The organism is Cellulomonas avistercoris (assembly GCF_014836445.1).
GTDB classification, from domain to species: domain Bacteria; phylum Actinomycetota; class Actinomycetes; order Actinomycetales; family Cellulomonadaceae; genus Cellulomonas; species Cellulomonas avistercoris.
The window spans coordinates 146261-163432 of the sequence record NZ_JACSQV010000013.1; the positions used below are offsets into that span (position 1 = coordinate 146261).

General features: G+C 76.4%; 17 protein-coding genes. 14 read left to right on the forward strand and 3 right to left on the reverse strand.

Translation table 11 applies throughout. The features are described from left to right. Nucleotides 1-18: 18 nt before the first annotated feature. The 7 genes from H9657_RS14995 (at nt 19) to H9657_RS15025 (ending at nt 4518) form a co-directional block, all read left to right on the forward strand. A complete protein-coding gene (locus tag H9657_RS14995) occupies nt 19-306 on the forward strand; it encodes a F0F1 ATP synthase subunit epsilon (RefSeq protein WP_191784217.1) in 288 nt (95 codons plus the stop codon). 30 nt (nt 307-336) lie between these two features. Beyond that, complete coding sequence (locus H9657_RS15000) at nt 337-786, forward strand: DUF2550 family protein (protein ID WP_191784218.1); 450 nt, start codon at nt 337-339, stop codon at nt 784-786. Nucleotides 787-813: 27 nt separating this feature from the next. Beyond that, the gene (gene nucS / locus H9657_RS15005; RefSeq protein WP_191784219.1) at nt 814-1509 is read left to right on the forward strand and encodes an endonuclease NucS; all 696 of its coding nucleotides are present in this window, start codon (nt 814-816) and stop codon (nt 1507-1509) included. 71 nt (nt 1510-1580) lie between these two features. Beyond that, nucleotides 1581-2111 carry a hypothetical protein gene (locus H9657_RS15010; RefSeq protein WP_191784220.1) on the forward strand — a complete coding sequence of 177 codons (531 nt, stop codon included), beginning with the start codon at nt 1581-1583 and terminating at the stop codon, nt 2109-2111. Beyond that, on the forward strand, nt 2108-2770 hold the full coding sequence (locus tag H9657_RS15015) for a TetR/AcrR family transcriptional regulator (protein WP_191784221.1): 663 nt from the start codon (nt 2108-2110) through the stop codon (nt 2768-2770). The genes H9657_RS15010 and H9657_RS15015 overlap by 4 nt, the downstream gene beginning before the upstream one ends. Continuing rightward, nucleotides 2767-3210 carry a hypothetical protein gene (locus H9657_RS15020; RefSeq protein ID WP_191784222.1) on the forward strand — a complete coding sequence of 148 codons (444 nt, stop codon included), beginning with the start codon at nt 2767-2769 and terminating at the stop codon, nt 3208-3210. The genes H9657_RS15015 and H9657_RS15020 overlap by 4 nt, the downstream gene beginning before the upstream one ends. A 60-nt stretch (nt 3211-3270) precedes the next feature. After that, the gene (locus H9657_RS15025) at nt 3271-4518 is read left to right on the forward strand and encodes an N-acetylglucosamine-6-phosphate deacetylase (RefSeq protein ID WP_191784223.1); all 1248 of its coding nucleotides are present in this window, start codon (nt 3271-3273) and stop codon (nt 4516-4518) included. A 24-nt stretch (nt 4519-4542) separates the two neighbouring features. Here the strand turns inward: H9657_RS15025 and H9657_RS15030 are convergent, their stop codons facing one another. After that, nucleotides 4543-5550: a LacI family DNA-binding transcriptional regulator gene (locus tag H9657_RS15030; RefSeq protein WP_191784224.1), complete on the reverse strand. Its 1008-nt coding sequence runs from the start codon at nt 5548-5550 to the stop codon at nt 4543-4545. 244 nt (nt 5551-5794) lie between these two features. Here H9657_RS15030 and H9657_RS15035 point away from each other — a divergent pair, with 244 nt between their 5' ends. The 4 genes from H9657_RS15035 to H9657_RS15050 all read left to right on the forward strand — a co-directional run bounded on the left by H9657_RS15035 (nt 5795) and on the right by H9657_RS15050 (nt 9407). After that, nucleotides 5795-7243, forward strand: coding sequence for a GH1 family beta-glucosidase (locus tag H9657_RS15035; RefSeq protein ID WP_191784225.1), 1449 nt, complete (start codon nt 5795-5797; stop codon nt 7241-7243). 93 nt (nt 7244-7336) lie between these two features. Then, entirely contained in the window at nt 7337-7642 is a 306-nt protein-coding gene (locus tag H9657_RS15040; protein ID WP_191784226.1) for a hypothetical protein, read from the forward strand. Then, nucleotides 7639-8523 (forward strand): HAD family hydrolase, encoded by an 885-nt coding sequence (locus tag H9657_RS15045; protein WP_191784227.1) that lies wholly within the window; start codon nt 7639-7641, stop codon nt 8521-8523. The genes H9657_RS15040 and H9657_RS15045 overlap by 4 nt, the downstream gene beginning before the upstream one ends. A 128-nt stretch (nt 8524-8651) precedes the next feature. After that, nucleotides 8652-9407 carry an alpha/beta fold hydrolase gene (locus H9657_RS15050; RefSeq protein WP_191784228.1) on the forward strand — a complete coding sequence of 252 codons (756 nt, stop codon included), beginning with the start codon at nt 8652-8654 and terminating at the stop codon, nt 9405-9407. A gap of 27 nt (nt 9408-9434) precedes the next feature. On the opposite strand, the gene H9657_RS15055 is transcribed toward H9657_RS15050, so the two are convergent. Continuing rightward, complete coding sequence (locus H9657_RS15055) at nt 9435-9914, reverse strand: hypothetical protein (RefSeq protein WP_191784229.1); 480 nt, start codon at nt 9912-9914, stop codon at nt 9435-9437. Between the two features lie 22 nt (nt 9915-9936). Further along, complete coding sequence (locus H9657_RS15060; RefSeq protein ID WP_191784230.1) at nt 9937-12267, reverse strand: coiled-coil domain-containing protein; 2331 nt, start codon at nt 12265-12267, stop codon at nt 9937-9939. Between the two features lie 354 nt (nt 12268-12621). Here H9657_RS15060 and H9657_RS19435 point away from each other — a divergent pair, with 354 nt between their 5' ends. From H9657_RS19435 to H9657_RS15075, 3 genes are all read left to right on the forward strand, one after another. Further along, nucleotides 12622-14601: a hypothetical protein gene (locus H9657_RS19435; RefSeq protein WP_191784231.1), complete on the forward strand. Its 1980-nt coding sequence runs from the start codon at nt 12622-12624 to the stop codon at nt 14599-14601. Continuing rightward, nucleotides 14598-15659, forward strand: a complete 1062-nt coding sequence (locus H9657_RS15070) for a hypothetical protein (RefSeq protein WP_225215371.1) — start codon at nt 14598-14600, stop codon at nt 15657-15659. Before H9657_RS19435 ends, H9657_RS15070 begins: the two co-directional genes overlap by 4 nt. Before the next feature lie 100 nt (nt 15660-15759). Next, nucleotides 15760-16692, forward strand: a complete 933-nt coding sequence (locus tag H9657_RS15075) for a tetratricopeptide repeat protein (RefSeq protein WP_191784232.1) — start codon at nt 15760-15762, stop codon at nt 16690-16692. Nucleotides 16693-17172 lie beyond the last annotated feature (480 nt).

The following is a 17172-nucleotide window of genomic DNA, read 5'->3' on the forward strand; positions in this document are numbered from 1 at the left end:
GACTCAGGAGGCAGCACGGTGGCACAGCTCGAGGTCGACGTCGTCGCAGCGGACGGCAAGGTGTGGTCCGGCACCGCGCGTCAGGTGTCGGCTCCCGCAGCCGACGGTGACATCGGCATCCTCGCGGGGCACACACCGATCCTGTCGGTGCTGCGCCCGGGCGCGGTCCGCGTGGTCCCGGCAGGAGGCGGTGCGCCGCTGTCCTGGCAGGTCGACGGAGGGTTCCTCTCCGTCGACTCCGACCTGGTGACGGTGGTGGTCGACTCCGCCTCGACGACGGCGGGCGCCGCCCCGACCGGGCACTGACGCGGCGGACGTCGGCGAGGAGGTCACGGCGTGAACGGTGCGGCGTGGTTGGTCGTCGTCCTGGCCTCGCTGGTGGCCCTCGCCGGCGTCGTCGCAGGTCTGTGGTTGTCCCGCACCCGCACGCTCGCGCGCCGGGTGGGCTCGTTCTCCTGCCTGCTCGTCGAGGTGGGGCGCGAGGGCCCGTCGTCGCCAGCGCGCGGCGTCGGGCAGTACGGCGCCGTGACGCTCTACTGGTGGCGACGCCTGTCGATCGTGCCCAGGCCCGCGCGCACGTGGTCGCGGGGCAGCATCGAGGTGCTGGAGCGCACGGTCCTGCCGTCGGTGCCCGGCCGGCCGCAGGCGGTCGTGGCACGCTGCCGGGTGGTGCCGTCGTCGGGCGGCGCGCCCCGTGAGATCCGCCTGCAGATGTCGGCGGACGCGTACGCAGGCTTCACCTCGTGGCTCGAGGCCACCCCGTCCCGGGTCGGCAAGGTCATCTGACCCCGCAGCAACTGGAGGAGAGCGCGCATGCGCCTGGTCGTGGCGGAGTGTGCCGCGCGGTACACGGGCAGGCTGGCGGCGCACCTGCCGCGTGCGCGCCGGCTCGTCGTCGTCAAGGCCGACGGGTCGGTGCTGCTGCACTCCGACGGCGGCTCCTACAAGCCGCTGAACTGGATGAGCCCGCCGTGCTCGCTGGTGGTGGGGGAGCCCGACGCCGAGCAGCGCGCGGCGGGCGTGACGCAGGTGTGGACGGTCCAGAACGCGAAGTCGGACGACCGGCTCGTCATCGACCTGTACGACGTGCACCACGACTCCGCCCACGACCTCGGGGTCGACCCGGGCCTCGTGAAGGACGGCGTCGAGGCGCACCTGCAGGAGCTGCTGGCGGCGCAGATCGCGCTGCTGGGCTCGGGCCACACCCTGGTGCGTCGCGAGTACCCGACGGCCATCGGCCCGGTCGACATCCTGGCGAAGGCGCCCGACGGCGGGACCGTCGCGGTCGAGATCAAGCGCCGCGGCGATATCGACGGCGTCGAGCAGCTCACGCGGTACCTGGAGCTGCTGAACCGCGACCCCCTGCTGACGCCGGTGCGGGGCGTGTTCGCGGCACAGGAGATCAAGCCGCAGGCGCGCGTCCTGGCGGTGGACCGGGGCATCTCGTGCCTGGTCCTCGACTACGACGCGATGCGCGGCGTCGACGACGTCGACTCGCGGCTGTTCTGATGTCCCTCGCGACGCCGAAGGAGCGCACCGAAACTCTTGAACATGTTCACATGAACGTGTTCAATGGATCCATGAGCAGCTCCCAGGTCCCCGCCGCGACCGCGGACACGCGGTCCCACGCCCCCGCACGCCAGGCCGCCGAGCAGCTCGACGTCCTCGGGGTCCTCGAGCTGACCGTCTGGTGCGGTCTCCTGCTCGTCACGGTCAACTCCGGCATCGGTCTCCTCACGCTCGCGCTCTCGGGGGTCTGGCCGGGCGCAGTGGCGTTCGGCGTCATGCTGGCGGTCGCGTCGTTCGGGGCGCTCGTGCCCGTCCTCGTCGTGGGGTGGCCCGCCGGCGTCCTCACGGCCTGGCTCCTGCGGCGCGAGCCGCGCGAGAGTCGTCACGTCGTGGTGTTCGCCGTCGTCGGCGCGGTGGCGGCCGTGCTGCTGGGGCTCGTCGGCCGCGACCTCACGCCCGATCCGGCGATCTCCCTGCTGCTGGCCGCCGAGGGCGCTCTGGGTGCCGGTGGCGGCCGGCTGCTCGTGGGGCGCTCGCGACGTGCCCTCGTGCGGCGCCGCGCTGCGCAGCGGGCGCACGCTGCCGCGACGGCGGAGCCGTGACCGCTCGCCGTACCGCGGACGAGACCCGCGAGCTCATCCGCACGACCGCGCTGCGCCTCTTCCGGGAGCGGGGGTACGACGCGACGACCATGCGCGTCGTGGCACAGGAGGCCGGTGTCGCGGTGGGCAACGCCTACCACCACTTCGGGTCCAAGGACGACCTCGTGCAGGAGCTCTACCTCGAGGTGAACCGCGAGCAGGTCGCGCACGCGCGTGCGCAGCTCGCCTCGGGCGGGGACCTCGCCTCGCGCGTGCGCGTCGCGTGGCAGGCGGGGATCGACGCCTTCGGGCCGTACCGGCAGTTCGGCGCCGAGTCCATCGGCACGGCGATCCGTCCCGGCTCGCCCGCGAGCCCGTTCTCGGAGTCCTCCGCGTCGACCGCCGAGCTCAGCTGCTCGCTGTTCCGCGAGGTCGTCGACGGAGCGCGGCCGGCCGTGCCGTCCGCGCTGCGCGAAGACCTGCCCGAGCTGCTGTGGCTCGCGCAGCTCGGGATCACGGTCTTCTGGGTGCACGACTCCTCGCCCGACGCGCGGCGCACGCGGGTGCTCATCGACGGCCTCGCACCGCTCGTGGGGCGCCTCGTCGCGCTCTCCCGGCTACCGGTCGTCTCGGGCGCCGCGCAGGAGGTGCTGCGGCTGGTGGCGGCGGTGCGCCCGTGACCCGCCTCTGGACGTTCCCCGCCGTCGTGGGCGTCGCGGCGGCGGTGCTCACGGTGTGGCTCGTGCGTGCGGTCGGCATCCTGGTGGCGCAGGGTCCGAGCGCCTCGGTCGCCACCGTGCCGTCGCTCGGACTGCTGTACGCCGCGGGCCCGGCCGTGCTCTGCGCGGTGCCGATCGTGGTGCTGGCACGCGCCCTGCTCGCCCGCCTCGGACGCTCGCTCGCGGTGTACGCGGTGGTCGGGCTGGCGGGCGGTGCGCTGGTCGGGGTCGTGCAGACGTGGGTGCTGCTCTCGTCCTGGCCGTGGGACCTGTCGTCCGGCCTGCTGGGGGAGATGGTCGGGCTGCCGACGCTCGGCGGGACCGTGGGCGGGCTCGTCGCCGGTCTCGTCGCTCGCCGGCGCGACGCCCGCGAGGTGCCGGAGCGCACACCCGTCCGCTGAGCCGAGCCGCAGCCCGACGCGCCCCCGCGGCGCGCACGGGTCCTGCGCGATGATGGGCGCATGGTGGACGACCTCTCGGACGGGCCCGGTGCGTCGACGGTGCGCGGGGACGTCGTCACGCCGTCGCGAGTGCTGCGCGACGGCGTCGTGGTGCTCGACGGTGGTCGGATCGTCTGGGTGGGCCCGGCCGGCGCCGCGCCCGTGCGCGACCTGCCGCCCGCACCGCCGGCGGGCACGCTCGTGCTGCCGGGCCTCGTGGACCTGCACTGCCACGGCGGGGGTGGTGCGAGCTTCCCCGACGCGACCGGCGCCGACGATGTCCGCCGCGCCGCCGACGAGCACGCCCGGCACGGCACCACGACGCTCGTCGCGTCGCTGGTGACCGCGCCGCGGGACGTCCTGCTGGCTCGAACGGAACTGCTCGGCCGTGCGGCGGACGACGGGGTCGTCGCCGGTGTCCACCTCGAGGGACCGTTCCTGTCGCGCGCGCGGTGCGGTGCGCAGCACCCGCAGCACATGGTCGCCGGCGACGCCGGCCTGGTCCGCGAGCTCGCGGCTGCTGCGCGCGGGCACCTGGTCTCGATGACCGTGGCACCCGAGGTCCCCGGGGTCGCGGACGGGGGCGACGACGTCCTGGCCGCGCTCGTCGAGGCCGGCGCGCTGCCGTCGGTCGGGCACACCGACGGGTCGGCCGAGGATGTGGAGGCCGCGATCGCGCGCGCGTTCGACCTGCTCGCGACCTCGTCCCGCGCGCGCGGGCCGCGCGCGACGGCGACGCACCTCTTCAACGGCATGCGTCCGCTGCACCACCGCGACCCCGGCCCGGTGGCGGCCTGCCTGGCCGCGGCGGCGCGCGGCGAGCTCGTCGTCGAGCTGGTCGCGGACGGCACGCACCTGGTGCCGGCGACCGTGCGGTCGGTCCTGGACCTGGTGGGCCCGGACGGCGCCGTGCTCGTCACCGACGCGGTGGCGGCGGCGGGCATGGCCGACGGCGACTACCGGCTCGGGCCGCAGGCGGTCCGGGTGGCGGACGGTGTGGCCCGCGTCCTCGAGGACGTGCCGGGAGGCTCGCCCCGCACCGGTGCGATCGCCGGTGGCGTCGCCCACCTGCTCGACGTGGTCCGCACGACCGTGGCGGCGGGCGTGCCCCTGGCCGACGCGGTCCGGGCCGCGTCGGCGACCCCTGCCCAGGTGCTCGGCCGGCCCGACGTGGGGGCGCTCGTCGCGGGCCGACGGGCCGACCTCGTGGTCACGACGGACCTCCTGCGCCCCGTCCGCGTCATGCGCGGGGGCGGCTGGATCACCTGACGCGGCCCGCGGTGACCCGTGGCGTCAGGCCGGCGGGGGAGCGGTGCTCGCGCGCCGGACGAGCCGCGGGGCCAGCAGCCGCGTCTCGGCCGGCGCGGCCCGCAGGACCCGGGCCATCGCCATCTCGACGGCCACCGTCCCGATCGTGTGGGCGGGGATGTCGATGCTCGTCAGCGGCAGCGGCTGGCCGAGGGCGACGTCCGGCGGGGAGACCGCCACGACCGAGAGGTCGTCGGGCACGCGCCGGCCGCGCTCGCGGAGCGTCGCGAGCACCCACGGCAGCGCCACCTCGTTGTGGACGACGAGCGCGGTGACGTCGGGCAGGCGCGCCAGCACCCGGTCGACGGCGTCGGCAGCGCCGACCGGAGAGGCCTCGCACGGTTCGACGGCACCCGCGAGCCGCGCGTCGGCCACGGCCCCCGTGAAGCCCCCGATGATGCGCTCGGCGTACGAGGTGTGACGTTCCAGCACGGCACGCGGCGACCCGATGAGCGCGATCCGGCGGTGCCCGAGGTCGGCGAGGTGCTGCACCGCGAGGCGCCCGACGGCGTCGAAGTCGAGGTCGACGCACGACAGGGAGCCGGGGTCGCGCGGCAGGCCGATGAGCACGGCCGGCTGGCTGAGGCGGGCGAGCAGCGGCACCCGCGGGTCCTCCGCCTCGACGTCCATCACCACCAGCGCGTCGACCATCGAGCCCGACGCGACGCGCTCCATGCCGGCGATCTCGTCGGAGGTGAGGAGCAGGACGTCGTGGCCGAAGGTGCGCGCGGCGGTGACGACGCCCGCGACGAACTGCATGACGACCGCGACGTCGACGTCGACGCGCAGCGGGGCCATGAGGGCGAGCACGTCGGTCCGGCTCGAGGCGAGGGCCCGCGCGCCGGCATGGGGCCGGTAGCCGAGGTCCTGGATCACGCGCTCGACGCGTTCGCGCGTCGGTGCCGAGATCGGGCGCTTGCCCGACAGGACGTAGGAGACCGTCGAGGTCGACACCCCTGCCGCTCGTGCCACATCGTCGATGGTGCTCGCCACGTCGCTCCGTCCGTCACGTGCTGCGCGCCCGCAGGCTCGCGTCCTCCCGCGTGATGCGCCTCACCCTAGCGCGGGCCCCAGGCCCTACGGTGGGAGGGCGGCGAGTCGTCCGACGGGTGCGGGAGCGGTCCCACGCCGTGTATCGTATCGATTCGATTCGCGCGGCACCGATGCCGCGCGTCGCGGCGAGCGACCCGCCCGGTCCGCCGGCACCCTGATCCGCGCACCTCTCGGAGGCCATGCCATGACCCGCACGACGAGGCCGTCCGGCCGCCAGTTCCCCGCCGACTTCCTGTGGGGCTCGGCGACCGCGTCCTACCAGATCGAGGGTGCCGTGGACGAGGACGGCCGCACGCCGTCCATCTGGGACACGTTCTCCCACACGCCGGGCAAGGTGCTCGACGGCGACACCGGTGACGTCGCCGTCGACCACTACCACCGGGTGCCGCAGGACGTCGCGATCATGAAGGACCTCGGCCTGCAGGCCTACCGCTTCTCGATCTCGTGGTCGCGGATCGTCCCCGGGGGCACGGGCGAGGTCAACCAGGCCGGTCTCGACTTCTACTCCGACCTCGTCGACCGGCTGATCGCCGCGGGCATCAAGCCCGTCGTGACGCTGTACCACTGGGACCTCCCGCAGGTGCTCGAGGACCAGGGCGGGTGGACGTCCCGCTCCACCGCGTACGCGTTCGCCGAGTACGCGCGCGTCGTCGCGCGCGCCCTGGGCGACCGGATCCACCTGTGGACGACCCTGAACGAGCCGTGGTGCTCGGCGTTCCTCGGCTACGGCTCCGGCGTGCACGCCCCCGGCGTCACCGACCCCGCCGCGGCGCTCGCGGCGGTGCACCACCTCAACCTCGCGCACGGCCTGGCCGCCACCGCGATCCGCGAGGAGCTGGGCGCGGACACCCCGGTCTCGATCACGCTGAACCTGCACGTCACGCGCGCCGCGTCGCACGACCCCGCGGACGTCGAGGCCAAGCGCCGCATCGACACGATCGCGAACGAGGTCTTCCTCGGCCCGCTGCTCGAGGGCGCCTACCCGGAGCGCGTGGCCGCCGACACGGCGACGATCAGCGACTGGTCGTTCGTGCAGGACGGGGACCTCGAGCTCATCCGGGTGCCGATCGACCTGCTGGGCGTCAACTACTACTCGACGGGCCGGGTCCAGCACGGCACGCCGCCGGTGGGCGACGGCACGCCCGGTCCCGACGGGCACCGCTCGTCGGTCGTCAGCCCGTGGATCGGTGCGGACCAGGTCGAGTGGCTCAAGCAGCCCGGCCCGTACACGGCGATGGGCTGGAACATCGAGCCCCAGGGCCTCGTCGACCTGCTGCTCGAGCTGCACGAGCGCTACCCGGCGCTGCCGCTCGCGATCACCGAGAACGGCGCGGCGTTCTACGACACGGTCACCGAGGACGGGCGCGTCCACGACGACGAGCGCGTCGCCTACCTGCACGACCACCTCGACGCCGTCGGCGAGGCGCGGGACAAGGGCGTCGACGTCCGCGGCTACTTCGTGTGGTCGCTCTTCGACAACTTCGAGTGGGCGTACGGGTACGACCGTCGCTTCGGCGTCGTGCACGTCGACTACGACACCCAGGTCCGCACGCTGAAGGACTCGGCACGCTGGTACCGCGAGCTGGTCCGCACCGGCGAGATCCCGACGCCGGAGTCCGCCGCGACCCTGTGACACCCGGCCGCCCGGTCCTCCTCCTCGTGCGCGCGCGAGAAGGGGACCGGGCGGCGTTGGTGCCGCCGGCGCCCGCCGGGTGAGGATGGTGCCGTGCCCCGCTCCCGCCGATCCGAGCGCCGACCGTACGGCGCGCCGTACGTGCCGCTCGACGTCGACCGCGCCACGGGCGGCCGACGCGCCGAGTCCGGCCCCGACGGCGAGTGGGTCGTGCAGCAGGTGCGCGGCTCCGACCGCGAGTACCGCTGCCCGGGCTGCGACCAGGTCGTGCCGGCGGGCAGCGGTCACGTCGTCGCGTGGCGCACCGACTCGTGGCGGGGCGACGGCCTCGAGGAGCGCCGGCACTGGCACGGCGCCTGCTGGCAGGCGCGCACGCGACGCGGCCCGACGCGCCGATGACGGCCGACCCCGAGCACGCGTCGGACGGGCACGCCGCGAGCGACGTCCGGCTGGTCGCGAGCGACCTCGACGGCACGCTGCTGGGCCCGGACGGCGCGGTGTCGCGGCGCACCGCCGCCGCGCTCGCGGCCGCCGAGGACGCCGGGCTCGACGTCGTGTTCGTCACCGCCCGGCCGCACCGCTGGCTGGCGGACCTCGCGTCCCACGTCGCCGGCCACGGCGTGGCGATCTGCGCGAACGGCGCGTCGGTCGTGGACGTCGCCGGTCTGCGCGTGCTGGAGGAGCACGGCATGGACGCGCGGCGCGTCGCCGCCGTCGCCGCCCGTCTGCGCGCCGCGTGGGGACCCGACGCCGTGCACCTGGCGGCCGAGAGCGCGGCCGGGTTCGCGTCCGAGCACGGGTTCGTCTCCGAGCACGAGGTCCCCGCCGGCAGCCCCACCGCCCGGCGCATCGAGGACGTGCTGACGCCCACCACGCTCAAGCTCCTGCTGCGTGCGCCCGGACGGGCGCAGGAGGCCGACGCGTTCGTCGCCGAGGCGCAGGCGGTCGTCGGCGACCTCGCGCACGTGACGTCGTCCGCTGCCGGCGCGCTCGGCGAGATCGCCGCGCCCGGGGTCACCAAGGCCGCCACGCTCGCGGCGTGGGCCGCGGCACGCGGCATCACCCCGGCCCAGGTGTGGGCCGTGGGCGACGCACCCAACGACCTGCCCATGCTCGCGTGGGCGGGCCGCGCGTTCGCCGTGGCCAACGCCCACCCGGCCGTCCGCGCCGCTGCCCACGAGACGCTGCCGTCCAACGCGGACGACGGCGTCGCGGTGCTGCTGGACCGGGCGGCCGCACGCGCACGCGCCCGGGCCGCGGGCGGGCAGCACGCTCGCTAGGCTCGGTGACCAGGGCGCTCCCCACGGGGTGGCGTCCACCGGGACGAGGCAGCTGCCGCACGCGCAGGGCCGCCGGTCCACCGGCACCCGGTCCGTCGACACGCCGCCCGCCGGCACCAGGAGGACGCATGACCGCCGCCACCCCGATCGTCCTGCTGCACGCCTTCCCGCTCGACCACCGGATGTGGGACGACGTCGCCGCCGGCCTCGCCCGCACGCACGAGGTCCTGGCACCGGACCTGCCCGTGGCGCCCGGCGAGCCCCTGCCCGAGCCCGCGCTCGAGCACGCCGCGGACGCCGTGGCCGCGGCGATCCGCGCGGCCGGGCCCGGCCCGGCCGTCGTGGCCGGTCTCTCGATGGGTGGCTACGTCGCCCTCGCGCTCCTCGAGCGGCATCCCGAGCTCGTCGCGGCGCTCGCGCTCGTCGACACGAAGTCGACCGCCGACACCCCGGAGGCGGCGGCGAAGCGGCGGGAGGTCGCCGACGCGGTGCAGGAGGCGGGCAGCGTGGACCCCGTGCGCGGCATGCCCGACGTGCTGCTGGGGGAGACGACGCGCAGCGCGCGCCCCGACGTGGTCGAGCGTGTCACGGCGTGGATCGGGGAGCAGGACCCCGCCCGGGTCGCGTGGGGGCAGCGGGCGATGGCCGCGCGTCCCGACCGGACGGACGTGCTGCGCGCGTTCGACGGGCCGATCACGGTCGTCGTCGGCGACGAGGACGCCGTGACTGGCACCGACGCCGCGCAGCACATGGTCGCCGCGGTCGAGCAGGCGCTGCTCGTCGTGGTCCCGCGGGTCGGGCACCTGTCGGCCGTCGAGGACGCGGACGCCGTGCGCAGCGCGCTGGCCGACCTGGCCCAGCGCGTCCACGACCCGGTGGCCTGACGGTCGTCGCCGGCGCTGCTGCCGGCGCTAGACCTCGCCGGCGAGGACCCGCGCGAGCGCGTCGGGCATGTCGATGGACTCGCCGTCCTTGCCGCCCGCCCCGATGACCAGCGGCGGGTCCTGCGGAGTGGGGGTCACGCCGCGCAGGCGTGCCACGACGCTCGTCGGCGTCGTCAGGACGTAGAACTCCCCGGCGGTGTCGATGCCCACCGTCTCGTCGCGGCGCAGGTACCAGCCCTGCAGCGGCGTCCGGTAGCGCGCGCGGCCGTCGTACGACCGCACGTGCAGCGGCACGGGGTGGACGCCCAGCGCGCGCGCCTGCTCGAGGAACTCGTCGATCATGGCGCGTGCCCGCGCCGACTCCGCGCGCTGCCGCGCCGCGAGGGCCTCGCCGTGGGCGCTCGCGGCCTCACGGCGCTGCTCTCGCCAGCGGGCGGCCTGGTCCTGCGCGGAGGCGGGGACCGGGCCGCCCTCGGTGCCGTCCGGCACCGGCTGGTCGGGGCTCATGGTGTGCTCGTGCTCCGGCGGGTCAGCGGGAGCCGGACGAGGCGTCCCGCGCGTCGTCCTGCTGGCGCACGGCGGGTGAGGGGACGACCGGGATCGCCGCCGAGACGGGGGCCGGGCGCGCCTTGGAGCGTGCCGGCCGCACGGGACGAGCCGGGCGCGCGGTCGCGTCGGACGCCGCGCTGTCGTTCGAGGGCCGAGCCTCGGACGTGCTCCCGGCCGGTGCGTCCGCCGCGGACCGCGGCGTGTCCGCCCGCGCGCCCGCCGGGTCGCCCTCCGCGGGACGGTCGGGGGCTTCGTCCGGAGTCGCGGCGTCCTGCTCGGGGCCCGCGCCCGGCGCGGCGTCGTCGCCCGTGGGCGTCCCGCCGTCCGCCGGCTCGTCGGAGCCGCGCTGCGCGTCGCCGTCCGACGGCGCCTGCGACCGCTCCGACCGTGCCGAGGTCGTCGCCCCGGTCTCGGGCGCCGGTGCCGGTGCCGGTGCCGCCTGAGCCTGCGCGAACTTCGCCTCGATCCGGCCCGCCTTCTCCAGCGCGGCGTGGTCGGGGTTGGTCCCCAGCAGGTGGCGCAGCTCGTCGAGGTACGACGTGATCGACTCGCGCTGGCGGTGCAGGTCCTCGACCTGACGCGTCGCGGTGCTGCGCTCGCGCTCGGACTCGGTGAGCGCGTCCGAGATCTGCTTCTCCGCGTGCTCGCGCGCCTCGGCGACGGCACGGTCGGCGTTGCGTCGCGCGTTGGCGACCAGCTCGGCCGCCTGCTTCTCCGCGTCCATGCGCACCTTCTCGGCGTGCGCGAGGGCCTTGGCGACGCGCTCCTCGGCCTCCGAGGCGTGCGCCTCGGCGTCGGCGACCAGCCGCTCGGTCTCGACGCGTGCCGCCTCGTGCCGTTCGGCGTCGTGCCGCTCGGCCGCCTCGTGCTGGGCCGCGATCGCGAGCTCCGCGTCGGCGAGCTGCTGCTCGGCGCGTCGGACGAGCTCGTCCGCGCGCGTGCGGGCCTGCGTGGTCGCCTCGGAGATCGCGCGGCGTGCCTCCGTCTGGAGGCGCTCGATCTCCAGACGCGTGCGCTCGCGCAGCTCGGTGGTCTCGCGCTCGGCAGCCGCGACCGCCTCGGCGGTCTCGCGGTCGGTCGTCGCCCGCAGCTCGTCGGTCTCGCGCTGCGCGGTCTCGCGTAGGTGGGCCACCTCGTAGCCGGAGCGCTCGCGCAGCTCGGTCGTCTCCCGGTCGGCCAGCGCCCGCAGCTGGGCCGCGTACTGCTCGGACTCGGTGCGCAGCGTCGCGACGGCGTCCTCCGCCTCGGCGCGCGCCTGCGCGATCTCGTCACCGGTCGTCGAGCGCAGCTCGCTCGCCTCGCGCTCGGCCGTCGCGCGCACGTACGCCGCGTACTGCTCGGCCTCGCCGCGCAGGGCCGCGACCTCGGCGGCGACCCGCTGCTGCAGCGCCGCCGCGTCGCGCTCGGCGGCGGCCCGCGTCGCGTCCGCGTACTCGGCGGCAGCCGCGCGCAGCGCCGTCGTCTCCTCCGCCGCCGCCTGCCGCCACGCGGCGACCTCGGCGTTCACCTCGGACCGGACGCGCGCGGCGTACCGCTCGGCGTCGCCGCGCAGCGCCGCGACGTCGGCCTCGACGCGCTGGCGCAGCTCGGTGGTGTCCTGGTCGGCGCTCTGGCGCAGGTCCTGCGCGTAGCGCTCCGTCTCCTCCCGCAGCGCGGCCGTCTCGGCCTCCGTGCGGGTGCGCAGCTCGGTCGCGGTCCGCTCGGTCGCGATGCGCAGCTGCGTCGCCTCGTGCTCGACACGGGCGCGCAGCGTGCCCAGCTCGCGCTCGAGGGACGTGCGACGGTCGCTCTCCTCGGTCGCGACGGCGCTCTGGATGCGGGCGGCCTCGCGCTCGGCCGACCCGACGAGCTCCTCGGCACGGCGCTGCGCGGCGAGCAGCGAGCTCTCGGTCTCCGTCGCCGCGGTCGTCCGGACCTCCTCCGCCTCGCGCCGGGCCGTCGCGAGCAGCTCGGCCACCTCGTTCTCCGCCCGGGCGCGCAGCTGCCCGGCGGCGAGCTTCGCGCGCGCCAGCGCGTCCGCCGCCTGGGCGTTCGCCTGCGTCATGACGTCGGACGACTGCTCCTCGGCCGAGCGCAGCAGCTGCTCGATCCGTGAACCCAGGCCCGCGTACGTGGGCCGCTCGGCCTCGCGCAGCTGGCGGTGCGCCTCGGAGAGCTCGCCGGCGACCTTCAGCTTCTCCGAGTCGAGAGCCTCGACCTGGGCGCGCGCGTCGGCAAGGGCCTTCTCGAGCGAGGTGAGGGTCTCGTCGACGGCGTCGCGGTCGTAGCCGCGGAAGTTGACGACGGGGAACGGGTTCCGGGCTTCGGGCACGGGTGATCCTCCTGGAAGAGGGGCCCGGCGGGCGGCTGCGGCCGAGGTCCTCCTCGACGGGCCGGTGCCCCTTGGTCAGGATACGCGGCGAACCGGGCGTGACCAGGGCTGTTCGCCGTCGTGGGGCCGTTGGCGGCCGTGTCGCCGGGGCCCCGCCGGGGGCGCCCTGCGTGCGGGTGCCCGGTTCGTCCCGTAACGTCCCGCCGGGGTCGCGCGGGGCGGTGCGTGCGGGGTGGGACCGGGGTGCGCGGCGCGTGGAGGTGGCGTGTCGATCGGGTCCGACGGACCGTCCCGTGCCCTCCGTCGCGACCCGTCTGCCTATCCTGGGGTGTTCGTCTGCTGAGAGGATCGTGCGTGCTCAAGCGACTTGTCGTCGCCCTGGTCGGGCTCGTGGGTGTGGTCGTCATCGCCCTCGGGGTGGCTTCGGCGACCCTGTGGCGTGCCGACGACGTGCTCGTGGCCGAGCTGCAGGCCGACGAGAACCTCGTCGTCACGGATCCCGGCGTGCTGGAGCTCGCCGCCTCCGAGGTGACCGTCCGCGTCGAGGCCGACGGGCCGGTGGTCCTGGCGGTCGGCCGGGACACGGACGTCGCGGGGTGGGTCGGCACCGACCCGCACCAGCGGGTCACGGGCCTCGCCGGCTGGCACGAGCTCGCCGCCGAGGACGTCGTCGCGCCGACGCCCGAGGCCGACGCGCCTGCCGAGGGCGAGGACGCCACCGAGGGTGAGGCTCCCGCCGACGGTGAGGCCCCCGCCGAGGGCGGGGCCCCCGCCGACGGTGAGGCCCCCGCCGAGGGTGAGGCCCCCGCCGAGGGCGAGGAAGCGGCACCGACGGTGCCCGACCCGACCGGCTCCGACCTGTGGGTCGCCGAGGCGACCGGTGACGGCGCTGCCGAGATCACCTGGGAGGCCCAGCCGGGGCGCTGGAGCGTCCTGGCGGCGAGCACGGACGGCAGCCCGCCGCGCGTCTCGCTCGCGTGGCCCCAGGTGGTGACCACACCGTGGCTCTGGCCGTGCGTCGCCGTGGGTGCGCTGCTCGTGCTCGCCGCCGCGGGTCTCCTGCTGCGCGACGTGCGGCGTGCTCGCCGCGGCTCGGACGGCGACTGGGTCCCGGTGCTCACCGGCCCGCTCCCGACCGTCGACGAGGCCGGCGGCCCCGTCCAGCTCACGCGCCGCCAGCTCCGCGAGCTCGCGGCCCACGGCGCGGCCACCGGAACGGGCGTCCGGGCCCCCCGCGACGACGCGCCGACGGACGCCGACGCGCCGCCGGCGCAGTCCGTCCCGGCCGACGCGACCGCCACCGCCGTGACGCCCGTCGGCGTCGCGGGACGGGACTCCGCAGCGCCCGACCAGCAGCCCGACGAGGACCCGGCGACGAGCGGTCCGGGCCGCGGACGCGGTGCGCTCGCGGGGATGGCCCCCGCCACCCGGCGTGCGCTGCGGGCGGTGACCTCCCTCGGCTCGAACGCACGCGACCCCCAGCCGGCACCGGCGGACGCACCGCAGACCACGGATGACGCACCGGCGCCGGTCGCACCGGCCGCGCGTGCCGACGCCTCCGCGCCCACGCGTGGCGACCGCCCCGCGTGGCGCCCGGCGGCCCCGCAGGCCCCGGCCCCCGGCGACGTGACGCGACCCGCGCACCCCGCGGGACGTCCTGGAGCGCCCGTGCCCGCAGGCTCCGCCGCTGCTCCTGCCGGTGCCCCGTCGGCCGGTTCGCCGCGGTGGTCCGTCGGTGGTGACGCGCCATCGCCGTGGTCGGCCGGACCCTCCACGCCCGCTCGCCCCGGTGACGCCCCCGAGGCGTCCGGCCCGGCTCAGCCGCACGGCCGGCCCGCGTGGCTCGCAAGCGGCGCGCCGTCCGCGGGCACGCGCCCGGGCGGAGGCGGCCTGCCGGCTCCCGGCGCCCCCGGCTCGCCCGACGCGCCGCGGAGCACGGCTTCCGCACCAGGCGGTCCGACCGGCACGGGCCGGCCGGGCTCGTCCGGCCCCGCGGCCGCGGCGCCGACCGCCCCCGGACGTCCCGGCGGGGCGACGACCCGCCCCGGATGGGCGCCCGTGCCGCCGCCGCCCGGTCCCGTCACCGGCCGGTCTCCGGGCTCCGACGCGCCGGCTCGTCCCGCGGCCGCAGGGTCGTCGGCCCCGGTCCCCGGTACGGACTCCGGGCGCCCCGACGCGCCGCGTCCGGCGTGGCTGCGCGACGCGCCCGTGCCGAGCGGCCCGCGTGGTGGAGCCTCCCCGGAAGCTGCGGGCGGGTCGCGTGCCGACGCCTGGCGCCGGGCATGGGGCCTCGACTCGACCGAAGACGACACCACCACGGAGGAGGAACGATGAAGGGCCGTCGACTCGCGCCCGTGCCGCTCGACGGCGACCCGGGCCGCCGCCCGGCAACGCGTCGTCGCCGACAGCTCTCGGTGACGGCCCTGGCCGTCCTGCCGTTGCTCGCCCTCGGCGCGTGCAGCACGACGCTGCCGACGCCGGAGCCGGAGCCCGTCCCCGCGGTCGCGCCACCGGCCGTGTCGGTCGCGCAGGCGCAGCGGGTGCTCGACTCCGTCGCGGAGGTCGTCGCCGCGGGTGACGCGGCCGGCGACGCCGGCACCCTGGCCTCACGCCTCGAGGGCCCGGCACTGGCGATCCGCACGGCCGAGTACGTGCGCAACAACGCCAACGCCGGGACCCGGCCGCCCACCGTCCTGCCGTTCGACGAGCAGGCGCTGCTCGTGCCCGAGACGGACACCTGGCCGCGCACGCAGCTGGTCGTCACCGAGCAGCCCGCCGACCTCCAGGCACCGCGCGTCCTCGTGCTCCGCCAGGCGACGCCCCGCGACCCGTACAAGCTGTGGGGCTGGGCACGCCTGCTCCCGTCGGTCGAGACGCCGGCGACCGCGGCGCCCGAGGAGGGCAGCCCCACGCTCCCGCCGGACGCCGAGGGTCTGCTCATGACGCCGCAGGACGCCGTCGCGCAGTACACGGACGTCCTCGCGAACGGTGACGGGTCCTCGTACGCCGGCAGCTTCGCGGCCGACTCGTTCCGGTCGGCGATCGAGACCGAGCGGGCCGCGGTCGTCACGCAGCTGGGTGACGCGGCGACGCTCACCCAGACCTACGCGCCGGTCTCCGAGCCGGTCGTGACGCTGGCGACGGTGGACGGCGGTGCGATCGTCGTGAGCGAGATCGCGACGACCTCCACGGTCACCCTGCCCGAGGCGGGCGGCAGCATCACGGTCGAGCCCTTCTACTCGGCGCTGGCCGGGGGCGCGACGACGGCGGGCACGAGCCTGACGCGAACCTTCTCGGGTGTCGTCGTCATGTACGTCCCGCCGGCCGACAGCGGAGCCCAGGTCCAGGTGCTCGCGGGCGAGCAGTCGGTCACGGGCGCGTCCGCGCAGTGACGTCCGGCAGAATCCTTCCTGACGCTGCGGCGTGGGCGCGCGTGCGCCGCGCAGCGACGTCCGGTCCCACCTGAGCACGACGAAACCCGAGGAGCTCGTGATGTCGCAGCCGTCGCAGCAGCCCCGCCCCCGACTCGACGCTCGCGGCGCGGTCGACCTCTCCACGCTCGTGCGGCCGGCGACGCCGCCGCCCGGCAGCCCCGGTGGGCTCGAGGCCCCGGCCGCCTACGTGCGCGACGTCGACCAGGCGACCTTCGCCGACGTGGTGCAGTCCTCGACCCAGCACCCGGTGGTCGTGGCGCTGTGGGCGCCCTGGAGCGAGGTCAGCCAGCAGGTCGTCGCGGACCTCGCCGCCCTCGCGCAGGAGGACGGGGGCCGGTGGCTCCTGGCGCGCATCGACGCGGAGGCCAACCCCCAGGTCGCCGCGGCCTTCCAGGCGCAGTCCGTGCCGACCGTGGTCGCCGTGCTCGGGGGACAGCCCGTCCCGCTGTTCCAGGGTGCGTACCCGCGCGAGCAGGTGCGAGCGGTGGTCGACCAGCTGCTCGCCGCGGCGGAGGCGAACGGCATCACCGGCCGTGTGAGCGGCGAGGCCGCGCCGGAGCCCGAGCCGGAGCCCGCCCTGCCGCCGCTGCACCAGGCGGCGTACGACGCGATCGAGCGTGACGACCTCCCGGCGGCGCGCGTCGCGTACGAGCAGGCGCTGCGTGAGAACCCGCGCGACGCCATGGCTCGCGCGGGTCTCGCGCAGGTCGGCCTCATGGAGCGGACCGCCGGCGCGGACCCGCGTGCGGTGCGCGAAGCCGCCGCCGCGCGGCCCGACGACGTCGACGCACAGCTCGCGGTGGCCGACCTCGACGTGTTCGGCGGAGCGGTGGAGGACGCCTTCCTCCGTCTCGTCGACCTGGTGCGGCGGACGACGGGGGAGGACCGGGAGCGCGTCCGGGTGCGCCTGGTCGATCTCTTCGAGGTCCTCGGTGCCGATGACCCTCGCGTGGTGGCGGCCCGCCGGGCCCTCGCCGCAGCCCTGTACTGACCGCGGGCCTGTACGGACAGCAGGAACCGCGGCCTGCAGGCCCCGGCCCGCGGCCGAGCACGCGACTTGCGTTCCGCGGCCGGCGATGCGTAAGTTACTCCCCGGCCGCCCGGCAGGGAGGAACGGACACCGAGCTCGACTCGGTGGTCGGTCCCCCGGGATGGCACCCCCCTCGGATGGTCTCGAACGGCGCTGTGCGCCGGACCGAGTCGCGCCGTTGGGGGAGATCGATCGGGTCGGAAGATCCGGTACGGTCCTCCAGTCGACGTCCTCCGGGACTGCGACGAGGAGGGTCCGGACCAGGTCGGAAGATCGGGTACGGTCCTCCAGTCGAAGTCCTCCGGGACTGCGACGAGGAGGGTCCGGACCAGGTCGGAAGATCGGGTACGGTCCTCCAGTCGATGTCCTCCGGGACTGCGACGAGGAGGGTCCGGACCAGGTCGGAAGATCGGGTACGGTCCTCCAGTCGATGTCCTCCGG

Coding starts and splice junctions, on each gene's coding strand:
- H9657_RS15045 (WP_191784227.1), top strand. CDS start 7,639: ATGACGGCCGACCCCGAGCACGCGTCGGACGGGCACGCCGCGAGCGAC.
- H9657_RS15050 (WP_191784228.1), top strand. CDS start 8,652: ATGACCGCCGCCACCCCGATCGTCCTGCTGCACGCCTTCCCGCTCGAC.
- H9657_RS15055 (WP_191784229.1), bottom strand. CDS start 9,914: ATGAGCCCCGACCAGCCGGTGCCGGACGGCACCGAGGGCGGCCCGGTC.
- H9657_RS15035 (WP_191784225.1), top strand. CDS start 5,795: ATGACCCGCACGACGAGGCCGTCCGGCCGCCAGTTCCCCGCCGACTTC.
- H9657_RS15070 (WP_225215371.1), top strand. CDS start 14,598: ATGAAGGGCCGTCGACTCGCGCCCGTGCCGCTCGACGGCGACCCGGGC.
- H9657_RS15025 (WP_191784223.1), top strand. CDS start 3,271: ATGGTGGACGACCTCTCGGACGGGCCCGGTGCGTCGACGGTGCGCGGG.
- H9657_RS15010 (WP_191784220.1), top strand. CDS start 1,581: ATGAGCAGCTCCCAGGTCCCCGCCGCGACCGCGGACACGCGGTCCCAC.
- H9657_RS15075 (WP_191784232.1), top strand. CDS start 15,760: ATGTCGCAGCCGTCGCAGCAGCCCCGCCCCCGACTCGACGCTCGCGGC.
- nucS (WP_191784219.1), top strand. CDS start 814: ATGCGCCTGGTCGTGGCGGAGTGTGCCGCGCGGTACACGGGCAGGCTG.